This is a genomic window from Bartonella sp. MM97QHHN (genome assembly GCF_042194285.1).
Taxonomy (GTDB): Bacteria; Pseudomonadota; Alphaproteobacteria; order Rhizobiales; family Rhizobiaceae; genus Bartonella.
Genome location: NZ_JBHIMS010000113.1, coordinates 143,813 through 167,038 on the forward strand (window position 1 = coordinate 143,813; position 23,226 = coordinate 167,038).

General features: G+C 37.1%; 19 protein-coding genes. 12 read left to right on the forward strand and 7 right to left on the reverse strand.

What is annotated here, in order from left to right; all coding sequences use genetic code 11:
- Nucleotides 1-834 precede the first annotated feature (834 nt).
- Nucleotides 835-1,809 (forward strand): tail fiber protein, encoded by a 975-nt coding sequence (locus tag ACFIJW_RS09905; RefSeq protein ID WP_375611203.1) that lies wholly within the window; start codon nucleotides 835-837, stop codon nucleotides 1,807-1,809.
- 1,150 nt (nucleotides 1,810-2,959) lie between these two features.
- Here the strand turns inward: ACFIJW_RS09905 and ACFIJW_RS09910 are convergent.
- The 5 genes from ACFIJW_RS09910 to ACFIJW_RS09930 all read right to left on the reverse strand — a co-directional run bounded on the left by ACFIJW_RS09910 (nucleotide 2,960) and on the right by ACFIJW_RS09930 (nucleotide 9,293).
- A complete protein-coding gene (locus tag ACFIJW_RS09910) occupies nucleotides 2,960-3,793 on the reverse strand; it encodes a heme ABC transporter ATP-binding protein (RefSeq protein ID WP_375634176.1) in 834 nt (277 codons plus the stop codon).
- Nucleotides 3,790-4,887 carry a FecCD family ABC transporter permease gene (locus ACFIJW_RS09915; protein ID WP_375617630.1) on the reverse strand — a complete coding sequence of 366 codons (1,098 nt, stop codon included), beginning with the start codon at nucleotides 4,885-4,887 and terminating at the stop codon, nucleotides 3,790-3,792. Before ACFIJW_RS09915 ends, ACFIJW_RS09910 begins: the two co-directional genes overlap by 4 nt.
- Before the next feature lie 5 nt (nucleotides 4,888-4,892).
- Nucleotides 4,893-5,795, reverse strand: a complete 903-nt coding sequence (locus ACFIJW_RS09920; protein WP_375634174.1) for a hemin ABC transporter substrate-binding protein — start codon at nucleotides 5,793-5,795, stop codon at nucleotides 4,893-4,895.
- Between the two features lie 13 nt (nucleotides 5,796-5,808).
- Nucleotides 5,809-6,852, reverse strand: a complete 1,044-nt coding sequence (locus tag ACFIJW_RS09925) for a hemin-degrading factor (protein WP_375634304.1) — start codon at nucleotides 6,850-6,852, stop codon at nucleotides 5,809-5,811.
- Nucleotides 6,853-7,115: 263 nt separating this feature from the next.
- A complete protein-coding gene (locus tag ACFIJW_RS09930) occupies nucleotides 7,116-9,293 on the reverse strand; it encodes a TonB-dependent hemoglobin/transferrin/lactoferrin family receptor (RefSeq protein ID WP_375634306.1) in 2,178 nt (725 codons plus the stop codon).
- 243 nt (nucleotides 9,294-9,536) lie between these two features.
- Here ACFIJW_RS09930 and ACFIJW_RS09935 point away from each other — a divergent pair, with 243 nt between their 5' ends.
- Complete coding sequence (locus ACFIJW_RS09935) at nucleotides 9,537-10,307, forward strand: energy transducer TonB (RefSeq protein ID WP_375634308.1); 771 nt, start codon at nucleotides 9,537-9,539, stop codon at nucleotides 10,305-10,307.
- Between the two features lie 976 nt (nucleotides 10,308-11,283).
- Here ACFIJW_RS09935 and ACFIJW_RS09940 read toward each other — a convergent pair.
- Complete coding sequence (locus tag ACFIJW_RS09940; RefSeq protein WP_375634309.1) at nucleotides 11,284-13,377, reverse strand: lytic transglycosylase domain-containing protein; 2,094 nt, start codon at nucleotides 13,375-13,377, stop codon at nucleotides 11,284-11,286.
- A 251-nt stretch (nucleotides 13,378-13,628) separates the two neighbouring features.
- Here ACFIJW_RS09940 and dapA point away from each other — a divergent pair, with 251 nt between their 5' ends.
- Nucleotides 13,629-14,513 carry a 4-hydroxy-tetrahydrodipicolinate synthase gene (dapA, locus tag ACFIJW_RS09945; protein WP_375612952.1) on the forward strand — a complete coding sequence of 295 codons (885 nt, stop codon included), beginning with the start codon at nucleotides 13,629-13,631 and terminating at the stop codon, nucleotides 14,511-14,513.
- Nucleotides 14,514-14,531: 18 nt separating this feature from the next.
- Entirely contained in the window at nucleotides 14,532-15,008 is a 477-nt protein-coding gene (gene smpB, locus ACFIJW_RS09950; RefSeq protein WP_012231306.1) for an SsrA-binding protein SmpB, read from the forward strand.
- A gap of 48 nt (nucleotides 15,009-15,056) precedes the next feature.
- Here smpB and ACFIJW_RS09955 read toward each other — a convergent pair whose 3' ends face one another.
- Nucleotides 15,057-15,725 (reverse strand): uracil-DNA glycosylase, encoded by a 669-nt coding sequence (locus ACFIJW_RS09955; RefSeq protein ID WP_375634305.1) that lies wholly within the window; start codon nucleotides 15,723-15,725, stop codon nucleotides 15,057-15,059.
- 565 nt (nucleotides 15,726-16,290) lie between these two features.
- On the opposite strand from ACFIJW_RS09955, the gene rpoZ reads away from it, so the two are divergent.
- The 8 genes from rpoZ (at nucleotide 16,291) to era (ending at nucleotide 23,221) form a co-directional block, all read left to right on the forward strand.
- Nucleotides 16,291-16,689 (forward strand): DNA-directed RNA polymerase subunit omega, encoded by a 399-nt coding sequence (rpoZ, locus tag ACFIJW_RS09960; protein WP_375617635.1) that lies wholly within the window; start codon nucleotides 16,291-16,293, stop codon nucleotides 16,687-16,689.
- A 128-nt stretch (nucleotides 16,690-16,817) separates the two neighbouring features.
- On the forward strand, nucleotides 16,818-19,043 hold the full coding sequence (locus ACFIJW_RS09965) for a RelA/SpoT family protein (RefSeq protein WP_375634164.1): 2,226 nt from the start codon (nucleotides 16,818-16,820) through the stop codon (nucleotides 19,041-19,043).
- Nucleotides 19,044-19,059: 16 nt separating this feature from the next.
- Nucleotides 19,060-19,638: an orotate phosphoribosyltransferase gene (gene pyrE, locus ACFIJW_RS09970; RefSeq protein ID WP_375634303.1), complete on the forward strand. Its 579-nt coding sequence runs from the start codon at nucleotides 19,060-19,062 to the stop codon at nucleotides 19,636-19,638.
- 93 nt (nucleotides 19,639-19,731) lie between these two features.
- Nucleotides 19,732-20,304 carry a DUF2062 domain-containing protein gene (locus ACFIJW_RS09975; protein WP_375617637.1) on the forward strand — a complete coding sequence of 191 codons (573 nt, stop codon included), beginning with the start codon at nucleotides 19,732-19,734 and terminating at the stop codon, nucleotides 20,302-20,304.
- Between the two features lie 37 nt (nucleotides 20,305-20,341).
- On the forward strand, nucleotides 20,342-20,743 hold the full coding sequence (gene acpS / locus ACFIJW_RS09980; RefSeq protein WP_375634162.1) for a holo-ACP synthase: 402 nt from the start codon (nucleotides 20,342-20,344) through the stop codon (nucleotides 20,741-20,743).
- Between the two features lie 79 nt (nucleotides 20,744-20,822).
- Nucleotides 20,823-21,635 carry a signal peptidase I gene (lepB, locus tag ACFIJW_RS09985; RefSeq protein ID WP_375611213.1) on the forward strand — a complete coding sequence of 271 codons (813 nt, stop codon included), beginning with the start codon at nucleotides 20,823-20,825 and terminating at the stop codon, nucleotides 21,633-21,635.
- Nucleotides 21,616-22,323, forward strand: coding sequence for a ribonuclease III (gene rnc / locus ACFIJW_RS09990; RefSeq protein ID WP_375634160.1), 708 nt, complete (start codon nucleotides 21,616-21,618; stop codon nucleotides 22,321-22,323). The genes lepB and rnc overlap by 20 nt, the downstream gene beginning before the upstream one ends.
- Nucleotides 22,316-23,221: a GTPase Era gene (era, locus tag ACFIJW_RS09995; RefSeq protein ID WP_012754937.1), complete on the forward strand. Its 906-nt coding sequence runs from the start codon at nucleotides 22,316-22,318 to the stop codon at nucleotides 23,219-23,221. The genes rnc and era overlap by 8 nt, the downstream gene beginning before the upstream one ends.
- Nucleotides 23,222-23,226 lie beyond the last annotated feature (5 nt).

Genomic DNA, 23,226 nt, shown 5'->3' on the forward strand with positions numbered 1-23,226 from the left:
AGGATATTGTTCATAAAAATTGGGGGAGAGGCTAGGTTATGCTTTTTAATTTTTTCCGGATCGGATACAACCTTCAAATTTTGTGAAGGTGTGTGATATTGAATATTTCAAAGTATTTTATTTCCAGTTTAATGAAAGTGTGGAGCAAATGTCCATATTGAATATATTCTCTGTGATACATTTAGATTGAACAAAAGCTTATTCAAAAAAAACATTGGTGCTAATCTTGTGACACAATTTCAGAAATAAATTGAATAAAATAGAACAAAGTATGTGCGTGGGAATAAAAACATAATGAAGCATATAAAAAATTTGAAGCTAATTTTTAAAATTTTAATACAAATGATAGCTAAAAGATAGAATTTCTTTGTTTAAAATATATGGTATAAAATATCGACGAGATAGATTTAAGCTATTGAAAAAAAAGATAATGTTTAAGTCAGAAACTTTCTATGTGGATGATAAGTTATTACATTCAGTAATGGTTATATGAAATCCATAATAAGGAAAAATTTGAATAGTATTTATAAATTTTGCAACAAGATGCAAGATTTAAAAAATAATTATATAACAACAGCAAAGCAACAAAACAAGATATTAAGTAACATAAGATGAGTTAGTTAGATTATACATTAGAAGAGAAAGCATTAATACTAATGTTATGAAAAGCGTCTGGTGAATTTAGGTTATAAAATTGGAAGGAGTGAAGAGAGATAAAATACGTAAATAAGGATGGTGCAGTGGTTATGATGTACCAATCAACAGCGGCAGCACATTTTAGTGCACAGAACGAGAAGTTGTTAGAAAAACTATGAAAATAATGGGGGATTTAAAATGTCTAATATTTACGATTGGTCTCTAAAGGCTGATGAAAATGCTTATTCAGATAGTATCATTAATTGGGCAGAAGGACAGCCGCCTAGTTCTGTTAATGATAGTGCACGGGCGATGATGCAGCGCGTGCGCGAATATCTTGCAGATAATGGTGGATCTATTAATTCAAGCTTTATAGTAAATTTGGAAGATAAAACAACATTAATTACCTTAAAGACAGTTTCGCCTATAAAGAAATACAACAATGATATCGTCATACGTTTTAAAGCTTGTGGTGTAAATATTGGCGTGACAACAATAACTGTTAATAATATAGGAGAAAAGCTTATCTATAAAGCCACTGATACGGGGGTTATACCATTAGAAGGTGGAGAATTTCAAACAGATGGCATTTATGAAATGGTATACAATAATGGTGTTTTAATAAAAGAGCATGAGGGTTGGTATTTATTAAACCCTACACCACCTAAGATAGAAAGTTTCCCCTCTGGATTCATTGCAACATTTGCTATGCAAAATGTGCCAAATGGTTGGCTTTTATGTGATGGTAAGGCCTATAAGCGTGAAGATTATCCGCAGTTATTCGAGGCAATAGGTGATAAATGGGGAAAAGACAGCAATAAAACTTTTAAAGTTCCTGATTTTAGAGGTATGTTTTTACGCGGCTTTGATAATGGTCGGGGTTTAGATGGTGGTAGAAAGTTTGCAGATGAACAACAAGATAGCATAAAATCACATACGCATATTGGGAGTATTGAAAACGCAGGCGAGCATGCGCATAATTTTGAGTATCAAGGGGTAGGATGGCCCGTTGGTGATATTGGGAGACTCCCGAATCATTATACTTATAATGCGACCCTGAAAGGGAGAACAGCTTCTGCTGGTGCACATACACACAAGGTAACTCTTTCCCATACGGGTGAGGCAGAAACGCGCCCTGTTAATACAACCGTTGTCTATGCTATAAAATCATGAGTATGTTTAAGTAATAATAATCTATACACCTTGATAATTTTGTTAACGCGGAGCAATTCCGCGTTATTTTCTATGCATATGAAAAGGAAATCTATATTGTTAATAGGATACTTGAGAGAGTGAAAAAACAATTTTAAAATGATTGAAAGAAAGAGTTAAGGATATAATTTATTATAAAAAAAAGAAAATCATAACTTTTTTATAATTGTACGATAACATAGGGAAAATGTGTAAAAATCATTTAAACTGTGCCGTGAAGAGATCTGGAGATATATTTTTTCATAAGGTGTTTTGATAGGGGAAGGTAGTAAAATTATTCAACCTGAGGCATAAAAAAGTACAATATTTTTAGCGTTTTTTGTGCAAAAATAGCATAACCCTGTATGAGTTAATTCATCTTATAAAGATATTTTTCACCTTGTTGTCGATTTCATTTCTTTGCATTGCCATGGTAGGAGGCTTTATCTGTAAATGATAGTGTACCCCTTTGAGTGGAATCATCGTTATGCTTGTGAAGCAGCAGAGCAACGCTATTTCTATACTCTCTCCTCATCCCTATATTCCGTATTGTTTTTGCATTAGGGGGCTTACAAGAAGCGTTATTGAGTTTATTTTAAAGTTTTTATTCAATAGGTTAATTCTTTATGATATGCCAATAAACAATTTTTTAATAGAGAGAGAAAAGTAAAAATATCATTGTAAATCAATATTTATTTATAAAAAAAGCTAAAGTATATGTGTTATAAAGAAAACATTACCATTAAAGCTACAAATAAATCTTTTATGGAGGGGAGAAAGGTACTTGATTTCTATATAGTCCTTAGAAGATATAAATAATACACCCGTTATTATAACAAAGGCATTTGTATGTATTTCTTGAATCATTTTTATAAAGATAAAAGTGATAGAAAGAGTGAGAAAACGCATATTTATGTTGTATAAATTCGTATTATCTAAAAATTTGATAACAAAACAAAACTTCACATGTTTTTAGTTACGTAAAATCTTGAAAGATTTTAAACTGGTATTTTTTTCAAAAAATATCTTTAGGGTAATTGGTCTTCTTTTTTTATGATAGATGACAAAAAGGAATTCATATAAAAATAAAAAAGATTCTTGAATATTTGCGTGTTTTATTTTGCTATGGACTTTAGTTTTTAGATTGAAGCCGATAGCTTAGAGATCTAATTTCATAGGAGGATGTCGTTTGAGGGAGTATAAAAGGGATATCTTCTTTAGGTAATTCAGAAACGTTTAAAGAACAATGATAAACATTGCGGAGATTTTGTGTTGTCAAAACATTAGTTGCATTTCCTTCGCAATAAATCTTACCTTCCTTGAGCAAGATCATGTTATCTGCATAATGTGCCGCGAGATTGAGGTCATGAAGAACAGCAAGAACACCGCCACCAGAATGAGCAAATTGTTTAGCAATATCCATAACGATGATTTGATGTTGAATATCGAGGCTAGCAATAGGTTCATCTAATATCATCCAGCGAGGAATCCCATTATGAACAGGTTTCCAGACTTGGCAAAGTACACGGGCAAGTTGCACTCTAGCTTGTTCTCCGCCTGATAATTGGTGATAATACAGGTTGCCATAATCAGAAAGGTCAACGCACTCTAAAGCTTTCTGGATAAGATTTTGCAATTCGGCTTTGGCAATGCTAAATTGGTTTACAGAAAGGCCAAGCCCTACAACTTCATGGACTAAGAATGGAAATACGAGCGTTGTTGATTGTGGTAGTACAGCGCGCATTTTTGCCATTACATGAGTTTTTGTTTGGCATACATTATAACCATTTAAGGTTATTTTTCCACTGTAAGGAATTTCACCACTCAGAGCTTTGATAAAAGTACTTTTTCCTGATCCATTAGGACCAATAATAATGGTAAAAGCACCACTTTTAGCTTGAAGATTAATGTGTTTAAGAATCTGCTTCTTTCCGCGCTGAACACAAATATTTGTCGCTTCAATCATGAAAAGTCTGTTCCTCGTTTGCATATAAGGATCCATAGAAAGAAAGGTGCACCAAAAAGTGCTGTTACAATCCCAATCGGCAATTCTGCGGGGGCAACAATTAAGCGTGCAAACATATCAGCAAAAATAAGTAATGCTGCTCCCAAGAGAGCAGAGCAAGGAATGAGATAGCGATGATCAGGACCAATGAGCTGACGTAAAATATGAGGAACAATAATACCAATAAAACCAATACCACCACTGACAGCAACAGCACTGCCGCACATAAGAGCAACAAGAGGAATAGCAATATTTTTGACGCGTTGAATATGGAAACCAATATGGCCAGCAACAGCTTCTCCAAGAGCAAGGGCATTAAGTGCTCGTGATAAAAAGGGAGAGAAAAGAAGACCAATAACGATAAAAGGGAGAACGAGCCATACTTTCAACCATGTAGCGCCCGCAAGAGAGCCCAGACTCCAAAAAGTGATATCACGCAGTTGTTGGTCATTTGCGACAAAAATCAATGTTCCGACAACAGCACTGCTTAATGCACCAAGAGCAATGCCAGCAAGCAGCATGGTTGCAATAGAGGTAAAGCTGTTATGCGTTGCTATTATGTAGAGAATAATCGTTGATAAAAGTCCACCAAAAAAAGCACCTATGATAACTTTATAAGGCTCTAGAAAAGGTGCAAAAGAAACAGGAAAAGCAATGCCGACAACAATTGCTAAGACTGCTCCAAGTCCAGCACCTGCTGATACACCTACAATTCCGGGATCTGCAAGAGGATTACGAAAAAGCCCTTGCATAAGAACACCGGAGACAGCTAAAGCTGCTCCAATCAATAATCCCAAGATAACACGGGGAAGCCTTATGTCGATGAGCACGAGGTAATCACGCGTTTTACTACTTACCGAAAAATCTTGTGTAAGCATCACATGGAGGAGATCAACGAAAGAAACCTTTGCTGCACCATTCAAGAGCCCACCAAAAATACTGAAAATAAGGAATATTATTAAGCTTAATAATAAAATCTTCCCCTGTTTTGAACGGTTTATTTTTTTACCTTCTTTTTCTTTAGGTAAATGCATCCTGGATGTACCGTCTACCATTTTTATCAGCTCTTACCGTTTTGATGTGCACCATAAAGTATCTCAATAAGTTCTCTTGATGCGTCTGCAGTACGTGGACCAAATCCCAAAAAATACATAGCATCCATCTGTTTTATGGCATGATTTTTCGCTGCAGTTGTTGCTTGAACTGCCGGTATGGCTAAAATCTTATCAATGCTGGTTGATCTTGCACCATGTTTTACAAGCAAAATAACATCAGGATCTGATTTCAATAATGCTTCGCCGTTGAGAAGTTTATATCCTTTATAATCGGTGATAGCATTGATAGCGCCTGAAAGTTTGATCATACTATCAGCTGCAGTACCTGTTCCAGATGCCATGACGCGTCCATTTTGCACAGAGAAAACAAAAAGAACACGCTTTGGTGTTGTTACTTTCGCCAAAAGCGCATCGTTGTCTAAAAAATTACGCTTCAATTTCTCAATTAACGCCGCGGCTTGCACTTCCCGATGAATGGCTTGACCAACGAGGCGAATCTTTTCTATCACATTTTCACGGGAGTAGTCTTCTGGTATGATCACCAGAGGTATCGATGTTTTTTTGAGAATATCAATTGTTGAAGCGGGACCACTTCCTTCAACAAGCAATATACCCTCTGGAGCAAGTGATAAAACCCCCTCAGGTGAAAGAGCACGCATATATCCAAGCACAGGAAGCTTGAGCGCTTCTTGTGGGTAGACGCTTGTACTATCACGGGCGACAAGTTGATCTTGGGCTCCCAATGCATAGACAATTTCTGTAAGTGCTCCGCCGATAGAAACAATTCGAGCATTTTCAGGAAAACGCGTTGCAGGTTCAGCAATTACTTGTTTAGAAAAACAAGTAAGAGAGAGCAGTAAACACATAAGAAAAAGGTTTGATAACCTATGTAAAAGAGATATGAACATGTCTAACCTTATCTTAGTTACTGCTGTTTTCTTGGCATGATGGCAAACTATTCAATAAAGAACGCCAATCTTCACGTTCTTTTTGACCCTCCTTGCGTACGCCAAAGAATTGAATAACCATCTCATCATCTTTATCGAAAACTTCAAGTGAACTGACATAACCATCACGGGTAGGTTTGCGAACATGCCATACTCTAGCAATTCCGGACGTGAGTAAATGAAGGTCAAATCTTGGATCAAGAACATTAAGCCAAGGTCCCATTTGCTTAATATTTTTTACAGTCCCACTAAAAATTTGAATACACCCTTTATTCCCAACAAAACACATGATTGGCAGTTCTTGTTGTGCGACTTGGTTAAGCATTATTTCAACAGCATTTACCTGTAATTCATCGGCAAATTCATTACCAACATATTTTACAGCATGATGTCGATTAATTTTAAATTCGGAAATAATTTTGTGAAGTTGGTGTACATCTGTCATTTTCCGCCAACGATCCCGAAAACTCTCAATATCCAATTCTGTTATGTCACATTGGGCTGGGAGAAAAACGGGAAGAATGTTAAGAACAGGAGACTGATCTTCAAGAAGGAGCTTTTCAACAAGTTTATTCCACTCTTCCATATTTGTCATATCTTTAGAATAGACCTTTAAAATAGCAACGCCATGTTGATCAAAGAATTGCAGACTTTTTGTAGGTTTTCCAAGAATAACGACATCATATTCAAAACCGAACTTCCATTGTTTTGTAAAAATACGCAAATCAATTTCACCAAGTGTGATAGGAATATGTTCGTTTTGAACAATTTTTTCAAAACGTCCCGTTATTTCGTGAACAGCATATTCATTGCGAGTTAAGACCATGACGGTTCCAAGTCGAGGTGCATTTTCTAAGAGAGTAGCAACATCAGTTTGTAGCCTTTTTGCTTTTCCAATGGTACAATAAGCCGCAATAAGCTCTGCTTCAGATATACCAATCGAAACCGCAAAATCGCGGTTTCGCATTTCTTTTTTTTCTTCACGCAAACGAAGAATCATTTCAGCTGTATGTGCCATGAATTTACCTTATGTTACTTAACTCAAAAACTAACTTTCAAATTTTACAATTCCAAGGCAATAAATTAAATTCTTTTAAGAGTTCAATCTATCACAAAATAACACTCTATCGCCAACAGCTGAGCAATCAAAAAACGATAAAACAGAAAGAATTAAAACTTTTCTACCAAATCTTTGTAATTTAAAAGATGTTGAAAATAGAAACACAATAATTAATCCTTTTATCAATACGATTTTATTGACCGAATAATTAACAGAAGTGACTAAAACTTTTGTACAAACGACACCTTAAAGTTACGACCAGGCTGGCTATAATAATCTTTTGGTGTTGAACTTTTACCTGAAGGAAGTTCAGATACATTCCAATATTTTGTATTGAAAAGATTATAAACACCGGCTCTTAGAATAGGTCCCGTTTCACCGAATGGTTTCCACCACCCTGTCATATCAACGACATGATATCCTGGAATTTTTTGGTAATCAGATTCTCCGGCTACTTTGTCACGTTTAGCTGCCAAAGTAAGGATAATATCGCTTCCCCAAACCTCTTTTGCATATCCTAATCCGATAACTGCTTTCAAAGGAGGAATTGAGTTAAGATACTCCTTTTTATCAAGATCTTTTCCTTGTGAATAAGCAAGAGCAACATTGCTATGAAAACCATTTTTAAGAACTAAATGGGCTTTTGTTTCAACACCAAAAATTTGCACGTGAAAACGATTCATGTAATGCCGACGCGCAAATCTAAATTCCTCTGATGGCCCTCTATCCTCAGTATCTATGAAATTCTTATATTGATTGAAAAAGGCATTGAAGGAACCACCGAAATTTACATTTCCATACCGTAGACCAACATCATACCCATTGCTTGTTTCTGGTTGAAGATCAGGATTCCCTTTCACATAATAAGCAGAAGGTTTGATATAAGAGACGTAAAGTTCTGAAATACGTGGTGCACGAAAAGCCTGTGCCCACTGAGCATAGAGCGTTACTTGATTACGAACATCCCACTCCACGCGTAATTTAGGAGAAAAGCGTGAACCACTTCTTTCTGGAGGGAATTTATCAGAAATCAATGCTTTCTCATAAGAAGGTGTTTTCTGAGGAACATATTTGTACCAATCATACCGGATTCCCGGTATTACACGAAAACGATCATCAACCAACCCAATTTCATCTTCAAAAACAAAACCTAAATTGTAACCATTTGTGTCTGGTGAATCTGATCGATTAGCAGGAACAAAAAGACATCCCCGAGCGTATTCTTTTATATGACAGTTGTCTTTACCTAACAAATAGTGATGAAATTTAGATGACGAAACATTCATTACAAACTTTAACGTATGGTTTATAGTGCCAAAATCCACTTTTTTAAGGGCATCAGCATTGAAACCATAATTGATATTACGCAAGAAATTATCTCTCAAATAATCCCCTTTGGGTGCTGAAACACGAACGCCTGTCATAACGTAACGACTTGATTGCCTTTGCCAATAAAGCTGCCCATTAAACACATCAAGAACTGCATCACCATTACCATTATAATTATAAGAAAGAGAAAAGCGCTCACGAAGTTTATTATCCTGCTCATAAACGGAACCTGGAGCGTATCTTTTAGACGAATTTAATTCATGTGTGTTACTATTATGACCAAAACGCTCTGCGGTAAAACCAAGGCGGTGATTATCACTCAAATATTGATGAATTTTAAAAAGCAAGTTATTTTTATCAAAGTGAGAAGGGTTTTTACGCGTGCGTTCCTCATACCCTTCTACTGTTCCCATATTTTTGCGCTCATGACCTTCTACATAAGATCCTTGAAAAAGTAAAAATGTCCGGTAATTACGCACAGCAAAAGCTTGATCGATGCGCCAGCTGTTATCAACAGAATTATAACCACCTTTTATAAGGCTTCCCCAATTCTTTTCTTCCACGATCAGGTCTTCAGGATCAAGGGTACGCAACGCAATGATTCCCCCTAAGGCGCCAGAACCATAAAGACTAGAATCTGATCCTTGAATAGTATCAAACGTAGAAAGAGCATTGAAATCAAAAGTTGTGTTTCCACCTCCACCACGGAATATATCATTAAACCATGGAAGAGAAATACCATCCATTGTCGTAAGAACACGGTTTGCATCTAAACCCCGAATAACGAAACTGTTATTTTCTGAGTTATAGGATACGGAAGGATTAAGACGACTCACATCATAAACATCAGTTATTTGTCTTTCATCAATATTCTTGTTGGTCTTACGATCAGTCAGAATGGTTATTGAATTTGAAGCATCTTCTATTTTTTTTCCTTTAATAAGGATTGGTTTGAGTTCAGTGACAGCACTTCCATCTTTATTTTGTGCAAAAACAAATGAAGGTATACAAACCGATAATGCACTTAAAATTACACAGCTTTTATAGATATTTTTTCGTCTTATTTGCATAACACATCATAACCCTTTTAAACATCCCCTCTCTGTTTTGAAATTTTTTTAATACAAAAAGGCTGGACTCACTGATTAAAACTTGCCAGCCAAGCAGGAATGATTTTGACAACGGCACAAAATCATTAGAAGACCATATTAAACATGACAAAATCAGTCAAGAAAAAAGTTGCAATTTCAAAATAGCCTGTTTTAATGAGATTGAACACCAATATTAAGCTTAAAATAGTGGCAGAATAAACGATGAATTTTGCAAATACGAAACAATTATTAACTCTTTGGATTGGTGCATTTATTGGGGCTTTCTTTTTGCATGTATTATTAGCAGCACAGTTTTATTTTCAAAGTACTGGTATAAGTAATGGCTTGCTCTCATCGGAGATTATGCTGACTTTTGTGCAAGAAACTGTATATCCGGATGTTGATACAGATTTGCCAGATATTCATAGAGAGTCGGATATTAATACAGAGCAAGAAGTATTACAGTCTGATCTCCTAGAGCAGGAGTCAGAAGGATTGGAATCCGTGGATGAAGTTCAATCGGAAGAACCTCAGCATATAGTAGAACAAGATGACTTAAAGCCTTTGGAAGAACCCCTACCTCAAAAAGTGGAGCATAAAGCGTTTATCAAAAAAACAATACCGATGCCAAAGGCTGTAGTAAAGCGCTCCAATGCAAAGGCGGTACGTTCTTCTTCCATCAACAAGGGCGGCGGTACAGCAGGGCTTGAAGATATGTTGTTAATGGAGTGGTTAGCAAAGGTACAGTCACAATTAGAAAGGCAAAAAAATTATATTGTGGGACAGCGCACCAATCGTACAAAAGGAACGGTGAAGTTAGAATTTATGGTGCATGAGCAGGGGAGTATTTTTTCTAGTCGTGTCATTGTTTCTGCTGGAGATCCAGAACTTGATCGATTAGCGATGGCAGCCCTTCGACGCGTTGGTTCTTTTCCACCACCACCACCATCAAAAGTGAATAAAACAATTAGAGTATCCCTAATATTTAGCTGATTTTTTATACGGGGCGATTTTCTTATAATATATTGATTTATAATGATTGTTTATAATTTTGATGAAAGTTCAAATATAATTTATTCGAATTTTTTTGATGTTGAATCAATCAAAACCATCCGCTTACTTATGATACAAGTTGAGGAGGAGCATGGATAAAAAACTTCTAAAAAGCAGTGAATATACTTCTTATGAGTGCTCTAAATGAAAGGGCTTTTGCAACATTGGGAGTTAAGGGATGATAGAGCTATAGGTTTTATTAATTAAAGGTTAATCGTGTCTAATCGATTTTTATACCATTCGTGAGAGGATTTTCGTAAGTACTTTTCAGATACACCGTTGTGAAATGGACTTAGAAACATTAAAATAAAACAATAATATAAATAAGAAAAACATACTATTTGGGGATGCTCTGTTTTGTGTAAAGGATGTGAGCTTATATGTAAAAATGAGAAAAAAGCAAAGATTCATCTTTATTATTAAAAGATATTGACATATTTAAAAGTCGTAAAACCGAATGAAAAGGGAAGGGGCAGAAGAGAATTGTTTGTCTTTAAGGCTTTCTAACTCAATGCGTCTCTCTTTCTGTTATCAGAGATAATCTAAACGATATACACAATAATGCGCCCCTATTGGGTATAGAAATATTGTAAGCAGAAAAAATAGTCTTAAAATAAGCTGTTTCACAAGATTTGAATATTGACTAATAAGCAACAGTAAAAGGATGAGCTATTTGTTTCACTCTTCTCTTATATTTGTAATCTCTATGATATTGTCATCTATGTTGAGAAGAAATGAATTATTTGTACTACCTGTTGATTTATAATGATAATTCATCATTTCGAATTTATTAATACTGAATCAATTAAAATTACTTTCTTATACGTCCTAAGAAAGTGGGTATGGTACTATTTAAAAAGGAATAAAAACACTTCTTATCAACGCTTTCAAATGCTATTTGGGAAGTTAAGGCATATTATTTCCGTCGACCAGAAAGCAAGTCGGTTTTTATATCTATTTTCCCAGTGAGTCTTGCTTTGTAGACACCATAATTTTCCATGACACGCATCACGTAATTACGTGTTTCTGTATAAGGAATACGTTCAATCCAATCAATGACGTTATCGAGAGATTGACCTCGAGGATCGCCATAACGTTTTATCCATTCATTGACTCGACGGGGACCCGCATTATAGCCAATAAGAGTTAGTATATAGGATCCATTAAAACGTTCCAATTGTTCATTGAGAAAATGGGTGCCTAATGTCACATTATAACGCGCATCACTGCTAAATCTTTTAGGAGACCATGCGATTGAGTATTTTTTTGCTAGTGCTTCTGCAGTTGTAGGAAGCAATTGGAGTATCCCTTGTGCACCTGCTTGTGATATGGCTGTTGGATTAAATTCGCTTTCTTTGTGTGCAATGGCATAGATAAGCGATTTTTCTTCTACAGAAATATGAGCAGAGTCTGGTATAGCTCCCAGAGGATGAGAGAGTGCTCCGACATTTTTTCCTAGGAAAGCAGCCATTTTTCCGATTCTGAGGCTGGTATAATAGTCACCATTTTTTTCTGCCATAACAGCCAGAAGAGCTAATTCACCGGGGCTTTCTATTTTTTTTCCGAGTTCTCTATAAAAAACTTTAGCAAACTCAGCATATCCAGCTTCTTCAAGACGTTGAATTGCTTTGATCGCTTTTCGTGCACTAAAATGTTGTCGCTCAGCGATTGTTGGTTTAGGAAAAGAGATATTAAATTTTTTTTGGTTGAGTCGCGCAGCGGCTAATTGACCATAATACGTTGCGCCAAAATGAGCGGCGCGATGAAAGTATTGCTGGGCATTTTGATGTTCTTTTAGCGCTTCTGCTGTTCGTCCCATCCAGTAATATCCACGTGATGCATAAAAAGGTAAAGAAGAGAGTTGAGGAATACGTGAAAAATGCTGCATTGCCAACTTAGGGTTATGAAGAAACCGTAGTGCATACCATCCTGCGTGAAATTCAGCATCGACGGCTAATGCAGATGTCATACCAGTGTGCCTTGCAACGAGTTGATAAGCTATTTGGGGTTTGTTTAAATCAAGCATTTCACGAGAAAGGGCGCGTTGCTCTTTCCACAATGATTGAGGGTTCATAAGATGGAATGCATCTTGTGATGTTTTCATCATGAGTGTTGCGGCTGCATCATATTGTTCTGTTCGCCGCAGATGGCGCATTCGAGCAAACTGGAAGAGAGGATCTTTTTTCCATGATCTCTCTACAGCTTTTAATTTTTGTGTAGCTCTAGGATCATTTTTTTCAACGGCTACAAAAGCATCAAAAAGAGATTGAGCATGGGCTAATTTTGCAACGCGTGCCGCTGAATCAAAACGATGTGCATACAACATAAACTGCATGCGTTTTAAATGATCAATAGGTTTTAAGGCAGCACTTGCATTTTTAAGAACAAATACTTCTTCTTGTGCATTAAGCCGTGTTTTATGCCACCATGGTGCAATAATGTGTTGAGCACGGGTGATTTGTCCCGTTGCAATGAGTGCTTTAGCAAAGAGAGCCATGCCTTGTGCTGTAAGGGGGGGATGATGAGAAAATTTTTGGATAATGGCGTGTGTGATATTGGTTTCGTTAAGAAAAGAACGTTCAGCATTGCGTTGCATCGTTTCTATACCAGGCCATCCTTTTAGCATGTTAATTGCATTAGATATTTCAGAGCTTGGTATATTATTTTGCTTTGATAGTCCTAGCGCCCATGTCAAAATATAACGATCAAGGCTATGTTTTTCCATTGAATTACGAAGATTTATTGTTTTTGCAATATTGTTGTTTGCTAGTGCATCTAATCCAGCTTTTAGTTGTTTGAGTGTCGCAGTATTGTGCGATGTCGTGTGTCTCTGTTGAAGAGGTTCTTGAGCTTCTTGTTTTATGGCAATGGGGGTAGGACGTGTCGAAGGGATTGGTACTTTCCCATGTAAAAGCGGTGTTTGTGCAAGTGCACTTGAAAATAAAATTCTTATTGCCAGTATAAGTGCAGTAAAGGTTGATACGAAAAGAGAGGTGGAAAATACACGCATAGAGAAAAGACCTTGAGACCTTGCTTTTTGTAAAAACTTAAGGATTTATAGAACACAAGCATGAAAAACGCGTTAATATAGACGGCTTATTTTAAAGAAATGTTCAACATTTAAGGAGGGACATTTTCATCTTATGGGGGCTTTTTTTGAAATTCATCTTGCTTCAATGATAGAGCAAGATTATGCTCTATTTAAAATTTATAAAAGGCGATTATAAAAAAAATAAAAGCAAACATTATAGGGAGTTTATCATGCTCAAGGGAGCTATAACTGCGCTTATCACACCGTTTGATAACAAGGGCGCGATTGATGAGAAGGCGTTTTGTGATTTTGTTGAATGGCAGATCACACAAGGGATTAACGGTGTAAGCCCTGTTGGGACAACAGGTGAATCAGCAACGTTAAGTCATGAAGAACATAAGCGGATTATAGAATTGTGTGTTGAGCAGGTTGCAAAGCGTGTTCCTGTTGTTGCTGGAGCGGGATCAAATAGCACAAGTGAGGCCGTAGAGCTTGCACAATACGCGCAAAAAGCTGGTGCAGATGCAGTTTTGGTTGTCACTCCCTATTATAATAGACCAAATCAATCTGGTTTATACAAGCACTTTTCTTCCATTGCCAAAGCTGTTTCTATTCCAATTATAATTTATAATATTCCTGGTCGTTCTATTATCGATATGGCTGTAGAAACGATGAAAGACCTTTATCAAGATTTTAACAATATCATTGGTGTTAAGGATGCAACGAGCAGAATTGAGCGCGTTAGTGAACAAGGTGAAAAGTGTGGAAAAGATTTTGTGCAGCTTTCCGGTGATGATTGTACGGCGTTAGGTTTTAATGCACATGGAGGTATGGGGTGTATTTCAGTTTCCTCTAATGTTGCTCCAAAGCTTTGTGCAGAGCTTCAAGCCGCTTGTTTTCGTGGTGATTATAAAACAGCACGAGAATTAAATGATCGCTTGATGCCTCTTAATCGTGCTGTATTTATTGAACCTAGTCCAGCAGGTATTAAATATGCTGCTGCAAAATTAGGATTTTGTGGTGATACTGTGCGTTCTCCTATTGTTCCATTAACAGAAAGAACAAAGAAAATTATTGATGCAGCCCTCAGTCATGCTGGTCTTTTAAAAGCATAAAATGATATTGACAAAGCCATGAATAAAAAAAAGAACGCGCCCGTACGGAAAATAATTGCTGACAATCGTAAAGCACGTTTTAATTTTGAAATCCTTAATAATCTCGAGGCTGGTCTTGTCCTTCAGGGAGCGGAAGTGAAGTCCTTACGTTCTAATCATGCCAATATTGCTGAAAGCTATGCGAGTTTTGAGAATGGGGAATTATGGTTAGTAAACAGCTATATTCCTGAATATACGCAGGCTAATCGTTTTAATCATGAACCACGACGTTTGCGCAAATTATTACTTTCAAAACGTGAGATGGCACGTTTTTTTAATGCAACGTCTCGTGAAGGAATGACACTTGTTCCTCTCAAACTTTATTTTAATGAACGAGGGCGCGTTAAGTTGGAGATCGCTCTAGCGCGAGGGAAAAAGCTTCATGATAAGCGCGAAACGGAAAAAAAACGCGATTGGGGACGTGAAAAAGCAAGACTTTTAAAAAGGTATGGCTAATGGATGCGATCTAGATATTCTTTATTCATAGCACTGTTTAAAACAGTTTTAGCATTGATTTAAGTATGTTTTTGCTGCTTGAAAGATTTGATGAAACATGGCGTCTGTCAAACGTCCAGTATTTGTATTATAACGAGAACAGTGATAGCTCGAAAAGATGCGTAATCTGCCGATGTTATTGATTTCGCCGTGTCCAAAAGGGTGAGCTAAAACTTTTGCATTAAGGGCACGTATCGTTGAATGGTGCGCAATGGTGCCTAAGGTAATAACGGCTTTAAGTTTGGGAAGATTTGTTAAAAGAGGTGAGAAGAAATAGCGGCACGTGTTAATTTCTGCACCGGTGGGTTTATTTTCTGGTGGAACACAACGAACAGAGTTAACAATTGCTGCATCAATAAGTTCAAGAGTATCGTCTGCTCTTTCTTCAAAGGTTCCTTGGGCAAAACCAAACTTTTTTAAAGTTGAATAAAGTAAGTGCCCAGCATAATCACCAGTAAATGGACGTCCAGTTCGATTTGCTCCGCGTAATCCAGGAGCAAGCCCAACAATAAGAAGGCGTGTTGTATCTGGCCCTTTATAAGGAAAGAATGGGCGCACCGGTGCGTTATACCAACTTGGTTCTTTTGCACGCCAGCCAGCGATAAATTGATGAAGCCTCGGACATAAATTGCAATTTTTGGGTGGTTCTGGGCACAGTGATGTTAATTGGCTATTCATGGTGTTAGGCATCAATCGTTTTTCTATTTTTTGAGTCTTTATAGCGTATATGACGGGTTATGTTTTGATAAACAATCTATAATGAATATAAATAAACTTTTTTAGAAGAAAGTTTAATATAAACTTATTGCTCATTATTGTGTAAAGAGAGGTCATTTTTCAGTAATTTATTCGATGAATAAGAGTGCGATACACATGACGTTCAAAGAAAAAAGTTCTCTCTTTAGATGAAGATATTATCATAAAAAGTATGTATAAGGCTGCTGTTATTGCAAAGGGTTTAAACAGCAGGTATTCCTTTTAAAAGGATAAGGACTCCAGACAAGTATTTTGTCAAGAAAGACCTCCCTTTGTTTGAAGTCAATCTATTGGAATGCTTTTAAAAGAAATTTTGATAACGAGCATGGATAGGTTATACATTTTTATAAATTTTCCAAGAATTTTTTTAAATAAGTTCTTTAATCAAAAAATATAAAAGTTTGTGTTGTTTTTCTTGTGTTTTATTTTGATTATTGTATATACTCCTTTATCCGCTATTATTTTTTTATTTGAGAAAGAGGCATAAATGGCCCGCGTAACGGTAGAAGATTGTATTGATAAAGTTGACAACCGCTTTGAATTGGTACTTTTAGCAGGTCATCGGGCGCGTCAGATTTCACAAGGAGCGCAGATTACGGTTGATCGTGATAATGATAAAAATCCAGTTGTTGCTTTGCGTGAAATAGCAGAAGAAACATTGTCGCCTGCTGATTTAAAGGAAGACCTTATTCATTCGCTGCAAAAGCATGTGGAAGTAGATGAGCCAGAAATGGCAAGTGGATTTATTACCCATTCAGGTGAAGCTGAAAGTGTTTTTAATACGTCGTCGCAAGAAGAAGGTACTTCATTTGATCATATGTCAGAAGAAGAGCTTTTAGCGGGTATTGAAGGTTTGGTTGTTCCAGAAAAAAGTGACGATTATTAATTGCAGCAATTTATGTTAAAGGGGTAAAGATACTTTGTCATGTGAGGAGCAATTATTTTTCGTGTCTTTTATTAATAGGACGTGTTCAATAAAGATTAGGGGTGTGAAAAGATAAAGGATATGCTCGTATGATGCGTCAGTGTGAGCTTGTTGGACGTGTTCAACGTTACAAGTCTGACGTAGATGAGGCTCTTTTAAACAGGGCCTATGATTATGCAATGAAAAAGCATGCACATCAAAAGCGTGCGTCAGGTGATCTTTATTTTTCTCATCCTTTAGAAGTTGCTGCTATTTTGACAGATATGCGGTTGGACGAGGCAACGATTGCTGTTGCTCTTTTGCATGATACAATTGAAGATACAAGCGCTACACGAGCAGAAATTGATCAGCTTTTTGGTTCTGAAATTGGAAAGTTGGTTGAAGGGCTTACAAAGCTTAATAAGCTTGATCTTGTATCAAAGAAAGCCGTACAAGCAGAAAATCTTCGTAAACTTCTTATAGCTATTTCTGATGATGTTCGTGTTCTTTTAGTCAAACTTGCTGATCGTCTTCATAATATGCGTACCCTTGGTGTTATGCGTGATGATAAACGTCGGCGAATTGCTGAGGAGACGATGGATATCTATGCGCCACTTGCAGGTCGTATGGGTATGCAGGATATGCGTGAGGAATTAGAGGATCTCTCTTTCTTTTATTTAAATCCAGAAGGTTATCGTACGATTACCAATCGACTTTCTGAATTATTGAAACACAACCGTGATTTGCTTTCCACAATTGAAAATGAATTGACAAAACTTTTTTTCGAGCATGGCATTAAAGCAGATGTTAAAAGCCGTCAGAAAAAATCTTATTCAGTCTTTCGCAAAATGGAAAGTAAAGCATTATCTTTTGAACAATTATCGGATATTTTTGGATTTCGTGTGATTGTTGAGTCCGTGAATGATTGTTATCGTGCTCTTGGTGTCATTCATACGACATGGCCAATGGTTCCTGGTCGTTTTAAAGATTATATCTCTATACCAAAGCAAAATGATTATCGTTCTATTCATACAACAATTGTTGGTCCTTCAAGACAACGTGTTGAGTTGCAAATTAGAACGGCTGCTATGGATGAAGTTGCTGAATATGGGGTTGCTGCTCATTCCATATATAAAGAGCACGGCTCCAATTATTCGACTGTGAAGTTATCAAGTGAAACGAATGCCTATGCATGGTTGCGTCAAACGATACAATCTTTGTCTGATGGAGATAATCCAGAAGAGTTTTTAGAACATACAAAACTTGAGCTTTTTCAAGACCAAGTTTTTTGTTTTACGCCGAAAGGTCGATTAATTGCTTTTCCTAAAGGAGCTACGCCTATTGATTTTGCTTATGCCGTCCATACAGATATCGGTGATTCTTGTGTTGGTGTAAAAATCAATGGTCGTATTATGCCTTTAATGACCAAATTAAAAAATGGTGATGAGGTTGATATTATTCGCTCACACGCTCAAATTCCGCCAGCAGCATGGGAATTTCTTGTTGTCACGGGTAAAGCACGTTCAGCTATTCGACGAGCAAGTCGTGCAGCGGTACGTAAACAATATTCGGGTTTAGGATATCGTATTCTAGAGCGTTCATTTGAATATATGGGAAAGCAATTTTCAAAAGACCTTTTGAAGAAAGTTTTGCCACGTTTAGCACGTAAAGATGTAGAGGATGTATTGGCTGCTGTTGGGCGTGGAGAGCTGTTTTCCGCTGATGTGATTAAAGCGGTTTATCCTGATTATCAAGATCACCGTGTGGTACAAAAGTCATCTTTTAAGCCTGGGGAAGAAGGTTGGTTTAATATTGAAAATGCTCAAGGTATGATTTTTAAAGTTCCAGAAAATGAAAAGAATGGAATGGTCGAGAATCATCAATCTAAAGCCTTGCCTATTAGAGGAACCCGTGGAGATATACCCGTACGTTTTTCACCGGAAGGAGCAGTACCTGGAGATCGGATTGTTGGTATTATGCAGCCAGGAGCTGGGATCGTTATTTATCCAATCCAGTCTTCAGCTTTGATGGCGTATGATGATCAACCAGAACGATGGATTGATGTCCGCTGGGATATTGATGCCCAAATGAATGAACGTTTTCCTGCACGGATGAATATTTTAGTTGTAAATAGTCCTGGTTCTTTGGCTGAAATTACACAAATAATTTCTGCTAACGATGCCAATATCCAAAATTTATCTTTTATCCGTACAGCACCAGATTTTACAGAAATTATGATTGATTTGGAAGTGTGGGATTTAAAACATTTGAATCGTATTTTTTCTCAGTTAAAAAAGGCAGGTTCAGTAAGTACAGTACGGCGGGTTCATGGATAAAAAGAAAGATTTTGCAATGAATACACAAGATGTCATTGATATTTTTAAACAAGCAGATGCTATTCTAGAAGGGCATTTTATTTTAACATCGGGGCGCCATAGTGCGACTTATATGCAAAAAGCGAAAGTATTCATGCATGCTGACTTGACGGAAAAGTTATGTCGTGGATTGGCTGAAAAAATCAAAAAATCTATTGAGGGAAAAATTGACTATGTTGTTGGTCCCGCAATTGGCGGTCTTATTCCTTCCTATGAAACTTCACGTCACCTTGGTGTTCCTTCTCTTTGGGTAGAGCGTGTAAATGGCATCTTTGAATTGCGTCGTTTTGAAATCAAGAAGGGTGCACGGGTTGTTATTGTTGAAGATATTGTAACAACGGGTCTTTCCATTCGTGAGACTGTTGAAGCGCTTGTTGCAGCAGGAGCAGAGGTATTGGCCAGTGCATGTATCCTTGATCGTTCTGGTGGTAAGGTCAATGTTGGAGTTCCATTGATTGCGCTTGCTGAATACGAGATAACCTCTTATGCTAGTGATGCACTTCCTGCAGAGCTTTCTGTTCTTCCCGCGATTAAACCAGGCAGTCGAAATATTTAATTGTCGTTCTATTTTTTTTGTGCAAAAGCTTAAAAAGATTAATTTGGATGATATAGATTATTTCATCATCAAAAGATGTATATTGAGAGTCATATGCTTTTTCGTCGTCGAAAACCAATAGATTTTGTAACGCGTATTCGACTTTGGTTATGGCCACGTCGTTCATTTTCTCGCTCATTTTGCTACATACATAAACGTATTTTGCGTATATCAGCAACACCGCATGAAGTAGCATTAGGGGTTGCTGTTGGCGTTTTTTTAGCTTGTTCACCTTTCTTTGGGCTGCATATTATTTTGGCAATATTTTTTTCTTGGCTTTTGCGTGCAAACTTTGCTGCCGCAATCATTGGGACAATTTTTTCTAATCCACTCACATTTTTATTGATTGTCATGGCTGATTATAAAGTAGGGTATTTTTGTTTATCACTTTTTAGCGATGTCAAAGAGATTTCTCTTTCGCAAATTCGTGCTCTATTTAATGGTTTGACATTGTCAAATCTCTCTCTCCTCTTTAAAGGCGCATGGGACACAATTATGAGTCCTATGATTTTAGGGGGAACTCTTTTAGGTATTGTTTTTGGTGGTTTATCTTATATAGGTGTTTACAGAGCAACGGTTCGTTTTAAACAAAAGCGATATCAAAAGATTATAAAAAAAGGCGTTTAAAGAAGCGCTCATCGTAAGAAAGATCGGGTAATATCTTATGATTATTGGTCTTGGAAATGATCTGGTTGATATACGACGTATTGAGAAAATGTTGGTTCGTTATGGTGAGCGTTTTATCCAACGTATTTTTACGGATATTGAAAGAAATAGATCTGAAAATCTCAAAAAAAGCTCCTCTTCCTATGCAAAAAGATTTGCTGCTAAAGAAGCATGTGCTAAAGCCTTAGGAACGGGAATCGCTTGTGGTATCAATTGGAAAGACATGGGGGTAGTCAATTTGCCATCTGGTAAACCAATAATGCAATTAACAAATCGTGCGCAAATACAACTTCAAAAGTTATTACCTCCTCATCATGATGCAGTTATTCATCTTAGTATAACAGATGATTTTCCTTGGGCACAGGCATTTATTATTATCGAAGCACTTCCACGTGGATAGATGGCGTGAGAGATTGTGCTTTTGTTATTTGAATATTATGATGAAAAAAATTATATCTGTGATGAGAAGGCAGTTGGTGATGATCCAAAAAGATAAAGTGCATAAAAAAGAAAAAAAAGGTGGGCTTCGTGAATTTATTTCTGTTTTAATACAGGCTCTACTTTTAGCAGCGTTTATTCGGACACTTTTTTTCCAGCCGTTTAGTATTCCTTCCGGTTCAATGCGTCCTACTTTGTTGGTGGGAGATTATCTGTTTGTTTCTAAGTATGCATATGGGTATTCTCGTTTTTCCATCCCCTTTTCTCCTCCTCTTTTTTCTGGACGGATTTGGGCATCTCAACCTCAACGTGGAGATGTGGTCGTTTTTCGCTTACCAAGTAATCCGAAGATTGATTATATAAAACGCGTCGTTGGGCTACCAGGTGATCGTATACAAGTCCGTCAAAGTGTCCTTTATATTAATGATGAGGCTGTTTCACGTCACTTTATGGGGGAGATTGATAATTCTGATATAACGGAAGTGAACTATCCTGTTGAGGTTTATCGCGAGACAATGCCTAACGGTGTCAGTTATGATACACTTGATTTAGCTTTCATCCCGAAAGTTGATGATACAGAAGTCTTTGAAGTTCCTCAGGGACATTACTTTATGATGGGGGATAACCGCGACAATTCAGATGATAGTCGTTTAGATGTAGGCTATGTTCCAGAAGAAAATCTTATTGGTCGCGCGAGCGTGATTTTCTTTTCTATCAGTAATGGTTCAAGTGCTTGGCAGATTTGGCGTTGGCCATTTGATGTGCGTTGGAAACGTTTGTTTTCTTTCATAAATACGGTTCATGATTTGCCGCTTATCAAGCAAGGAAACAACGATGAAACGTCTCATGATTGATCAGCTTTTCAAGCTGACGGGGCATCGTTTTAAAGATGAAGAGAGGTTAAAGAAGGCATTAACACACTCGAGTGTACAAGATTCGGAACAGGGGAATTATGAACGACTAGAGTTTCTAGGGGATCGGGTTTTAGGGCTTTTGATTGCAGAGATGCTGTATCAACTTTTTCCTCAGGCAAGTGAAGGTGAATTATCAGTCCGTTTAAATCATCTGGTCAATGCACAGACATGTGCTGATATTGCGCGTGAAATGAGACTTCCTGATATGATCCGTGTTGGTTTTGAGATGAAAAATTTTGAGGGGCGTCGACTTATCAATATGCATGCAGATGTCGTGGAAGCTTTGATTGCCGTAATATATCTCGATGGAGGATTGGAAAGTGTTCGCCCTTTTATTCAAAAATATTGGCAAAGTAGGGCAAAGAAAATGGATGCTGGTCGACGTGATGCCAAGACAGAATTACAGGAATGGGCGCATATCCAAGGCAATGCACAACCACATTATCAGGTTATAAAACGTTCAGGTCCAGATCACGATCCTGTTTTTATGGTAGAGGTCAGTATTTCTGGGTTTGCTTCAGAGATTGGGCAGGGAAGCTCCAAAAGATATGCTGAAAGAATGGCAGCTGAAAAAATTTTGCGACGAGAGGGTGTATGGAAAACAGTGGGAAAAAATAATCATGAGTGACGTTATGAAAACGCGTTCTGGGTTTGTTGTGCTTATTGGGATGCCTAATGCCGGTAAATCGACATTGGTTAATCAATTGGTTGGAACAAAGGTTTCAATTGTAACACATAAGGTACAAACAACACGAACTTTAATCCGCGGTATTGTCATTCATGATGATGTGCAAATTGTGTTGGTCGATACACCGGGTGTTTTTCGTCCCCATAAGCGCTTAGAACGAGCCATGGTCTCTGCTGCTTGGGGAGGGGCTAAGAGCGCTGATGTTCTGCTTGTTTTAATTGACGCTCAAAGTGGTCTTTCGGATGAAGTTGATATGATGTTAGATATTGTAAACAATATGAAACAAGAAAAAGTTCTTGTTCTTAATAAGGTTGATACAGTTGTTAAATCATCTCTTCTAGCGTTAACCACTAAAATAAATGAACGTGTAAAGTTTGCGCAAACATTTATGATTTCTGCTCTAAACGGTTCTGGTTGCAAGGATTTACTTCATGCGTTGAGTAACATGATGCAGGAAGGACCATGGTATTATCCGGAAGATCAAATTTCTGATATGCCTATGCGTCATCTTGCTGCTGAAATTACGCGTGAAAAACTTTTTCTTCGTCTTCATGATGAACTTCCTTATTCCTCAACGGTTGAAACAGAAAACTGGGAAGAGCGTTCAGATGGTTCCGTTAAAATTAATCAAGTTATTTATGTCGAGCGTGAGAGTCAGAAAAAAATTGTCTTAGGAGCAAAAGGCGATACAATTAAAGCGATTGGTCAAGCAGCACGTAAAGAACTCATGGAAATTATGGATCAAAAGGTTCATCTTTTTCTCTTTGTGAAAGTGCGCGATAATTGGGATACCGATCCAGAACGTTATCGTGAAATGGGATTGGATTTTTTAAAATAAGATTT

What these genes read in the sequence shown, in the direction of transcription:
- ACFIJW_RS09905 (WP_375611203.1), top strand. Translation starts at nt 835, where the DNA reads ATGTCTAATATTTACGATTGGTCTCTAAAGGCTGATGAAAATGCTTAT.
- ACFIJW_RS09910 (WP_375634176.1), bottom strand. Translation starts at nt 3,793, where the DNA reads ATGATTGAAGCGACAAATATTTGTGTTCAGCGCGGAAAGAAGCAGATT.
- ACFIJW_RS09915 (WP_375617630.1), bottom strand. Translation starts at nt 4,887, where the DNA reads ATGGTAGACGGTACATCCAGGATGCATTTACCTAAAGAAAAAGAAGGT.
- ACFIJW_RS09920 (WP_375634174.1), bottom strand. Translation starts at nt 5,795, where the DNA reads ATGTTCATATCTCTTTTACATAGGTTATCAAACCTTTTTCTTATGTGT.
- ACFIJW_RS09925 (WP_375634304.1), bottom strand. Translation starts at nt 6,852, where the DNA reads ATGGCACATACAGCTGAAATGATTCTTCGTTTGCGTGAAGAAAAAAAA.
- ACFIJW_RS09930 (WP_375634306.1), bottom strand. Translation starts at nt 9,293, where the DNA reads ATGCAAATAAGACGAAAAAATATCTATAAAAGCTGTGTAATTTTAAGT.
- ACFIJW_RS09935 (WP_375634308.1), top strand. Translation starts at nt 9,537, where the DNA reads ATGAATTTTGCAAATACGAAACAATTATTAACTCTTTGGATTGGTGCA.
- ACFIJW_RS09940 (WP_375634309.1), bottom strand. Translation starts at nt 13,377, where the DNA reads ATGCGTGTATTTTCCACCTCTCTTTTCGTATCAACCTTTACTGCACTT.
- dapA (WP_375612952.1), top strand. Translation starts at nt 13,629, where the DNA reads ATGCTCAAGGGAGCTATAACTGCGCTTATCACACCGTTTGATAACAAG.
- smpB (WP_012231306.1), top strand. Translation starts at nt 14,532, where the DNA reads ATGAATAAAAAAAAGAACGCGCCCGTACGGAAAATAATTGCTGACAAT.
- ACFIJW_RS09955 (WP_375634305.1), bottom strand. Translation starts at nt 15,725, where the DNA reads ATGAATAGCCAATTAACATCACTGTGCCCAGAACCACCCAAAAATTGC.
- rpoZ (WP_375617635.1), top strand. Translation starts at nt 16,291, where the DNA reads ATGGCCCGCGTAACGGTAGAAGATTGTATTGATAAAGTTGACAACCGC.
- ACFIJW_RS09965 (WP_375634164.1), top strand. Translation starts at nt 16,818, where the DNA reads ATGATGCGTCAGTGTGAGCTTGTTGGACGTGTTCAACGTTACAAGTCT.
- pyrE (WP_375634303.1), top strand. Translation starts at nt 19,060, where the DNA reads ATGAATACACAAGATGTCATTGATATTTTTAAACAAGCAGATGCTATT.
- ACFIJW_RS09975 (WP_375617637.1), top strand. Translation starts at nt 19,732, where the DNA reads ATGCTTTTTCGTCGTCGAAAACCAATAGATTTTGTAACGCGTATTCGA.
- acpS (WP_375634162.1), top strand. Translation starts at nt 20,342, where the DNA reads ATGATTATTGGTCTTGGAAATGATCTGGTTGATATACGACGTATTGAG.
- lepB (WP_375611213.1), top strand. Translation starts at nt 20,823, where the DNA reads ATGATCCAAAAAGATAAAGTGCATAAAAAAGAAAAAAAAGGTGGGCTT.
- rnc (WP_375634160.1), top strand. Translation starts at nt 21,616, where the DNA reads ATGAAACGTCTCATGATTGATCAGCTTTTCAAGCTGACGGGGCATCGT.
- era (WP_012754937.1), top strand. Translation starts at nt 22,316, where the DNA reads ATGAGTGACGTTATGAAAACGCGTTCTGGGTTTGTTGTGCTTATTGGG.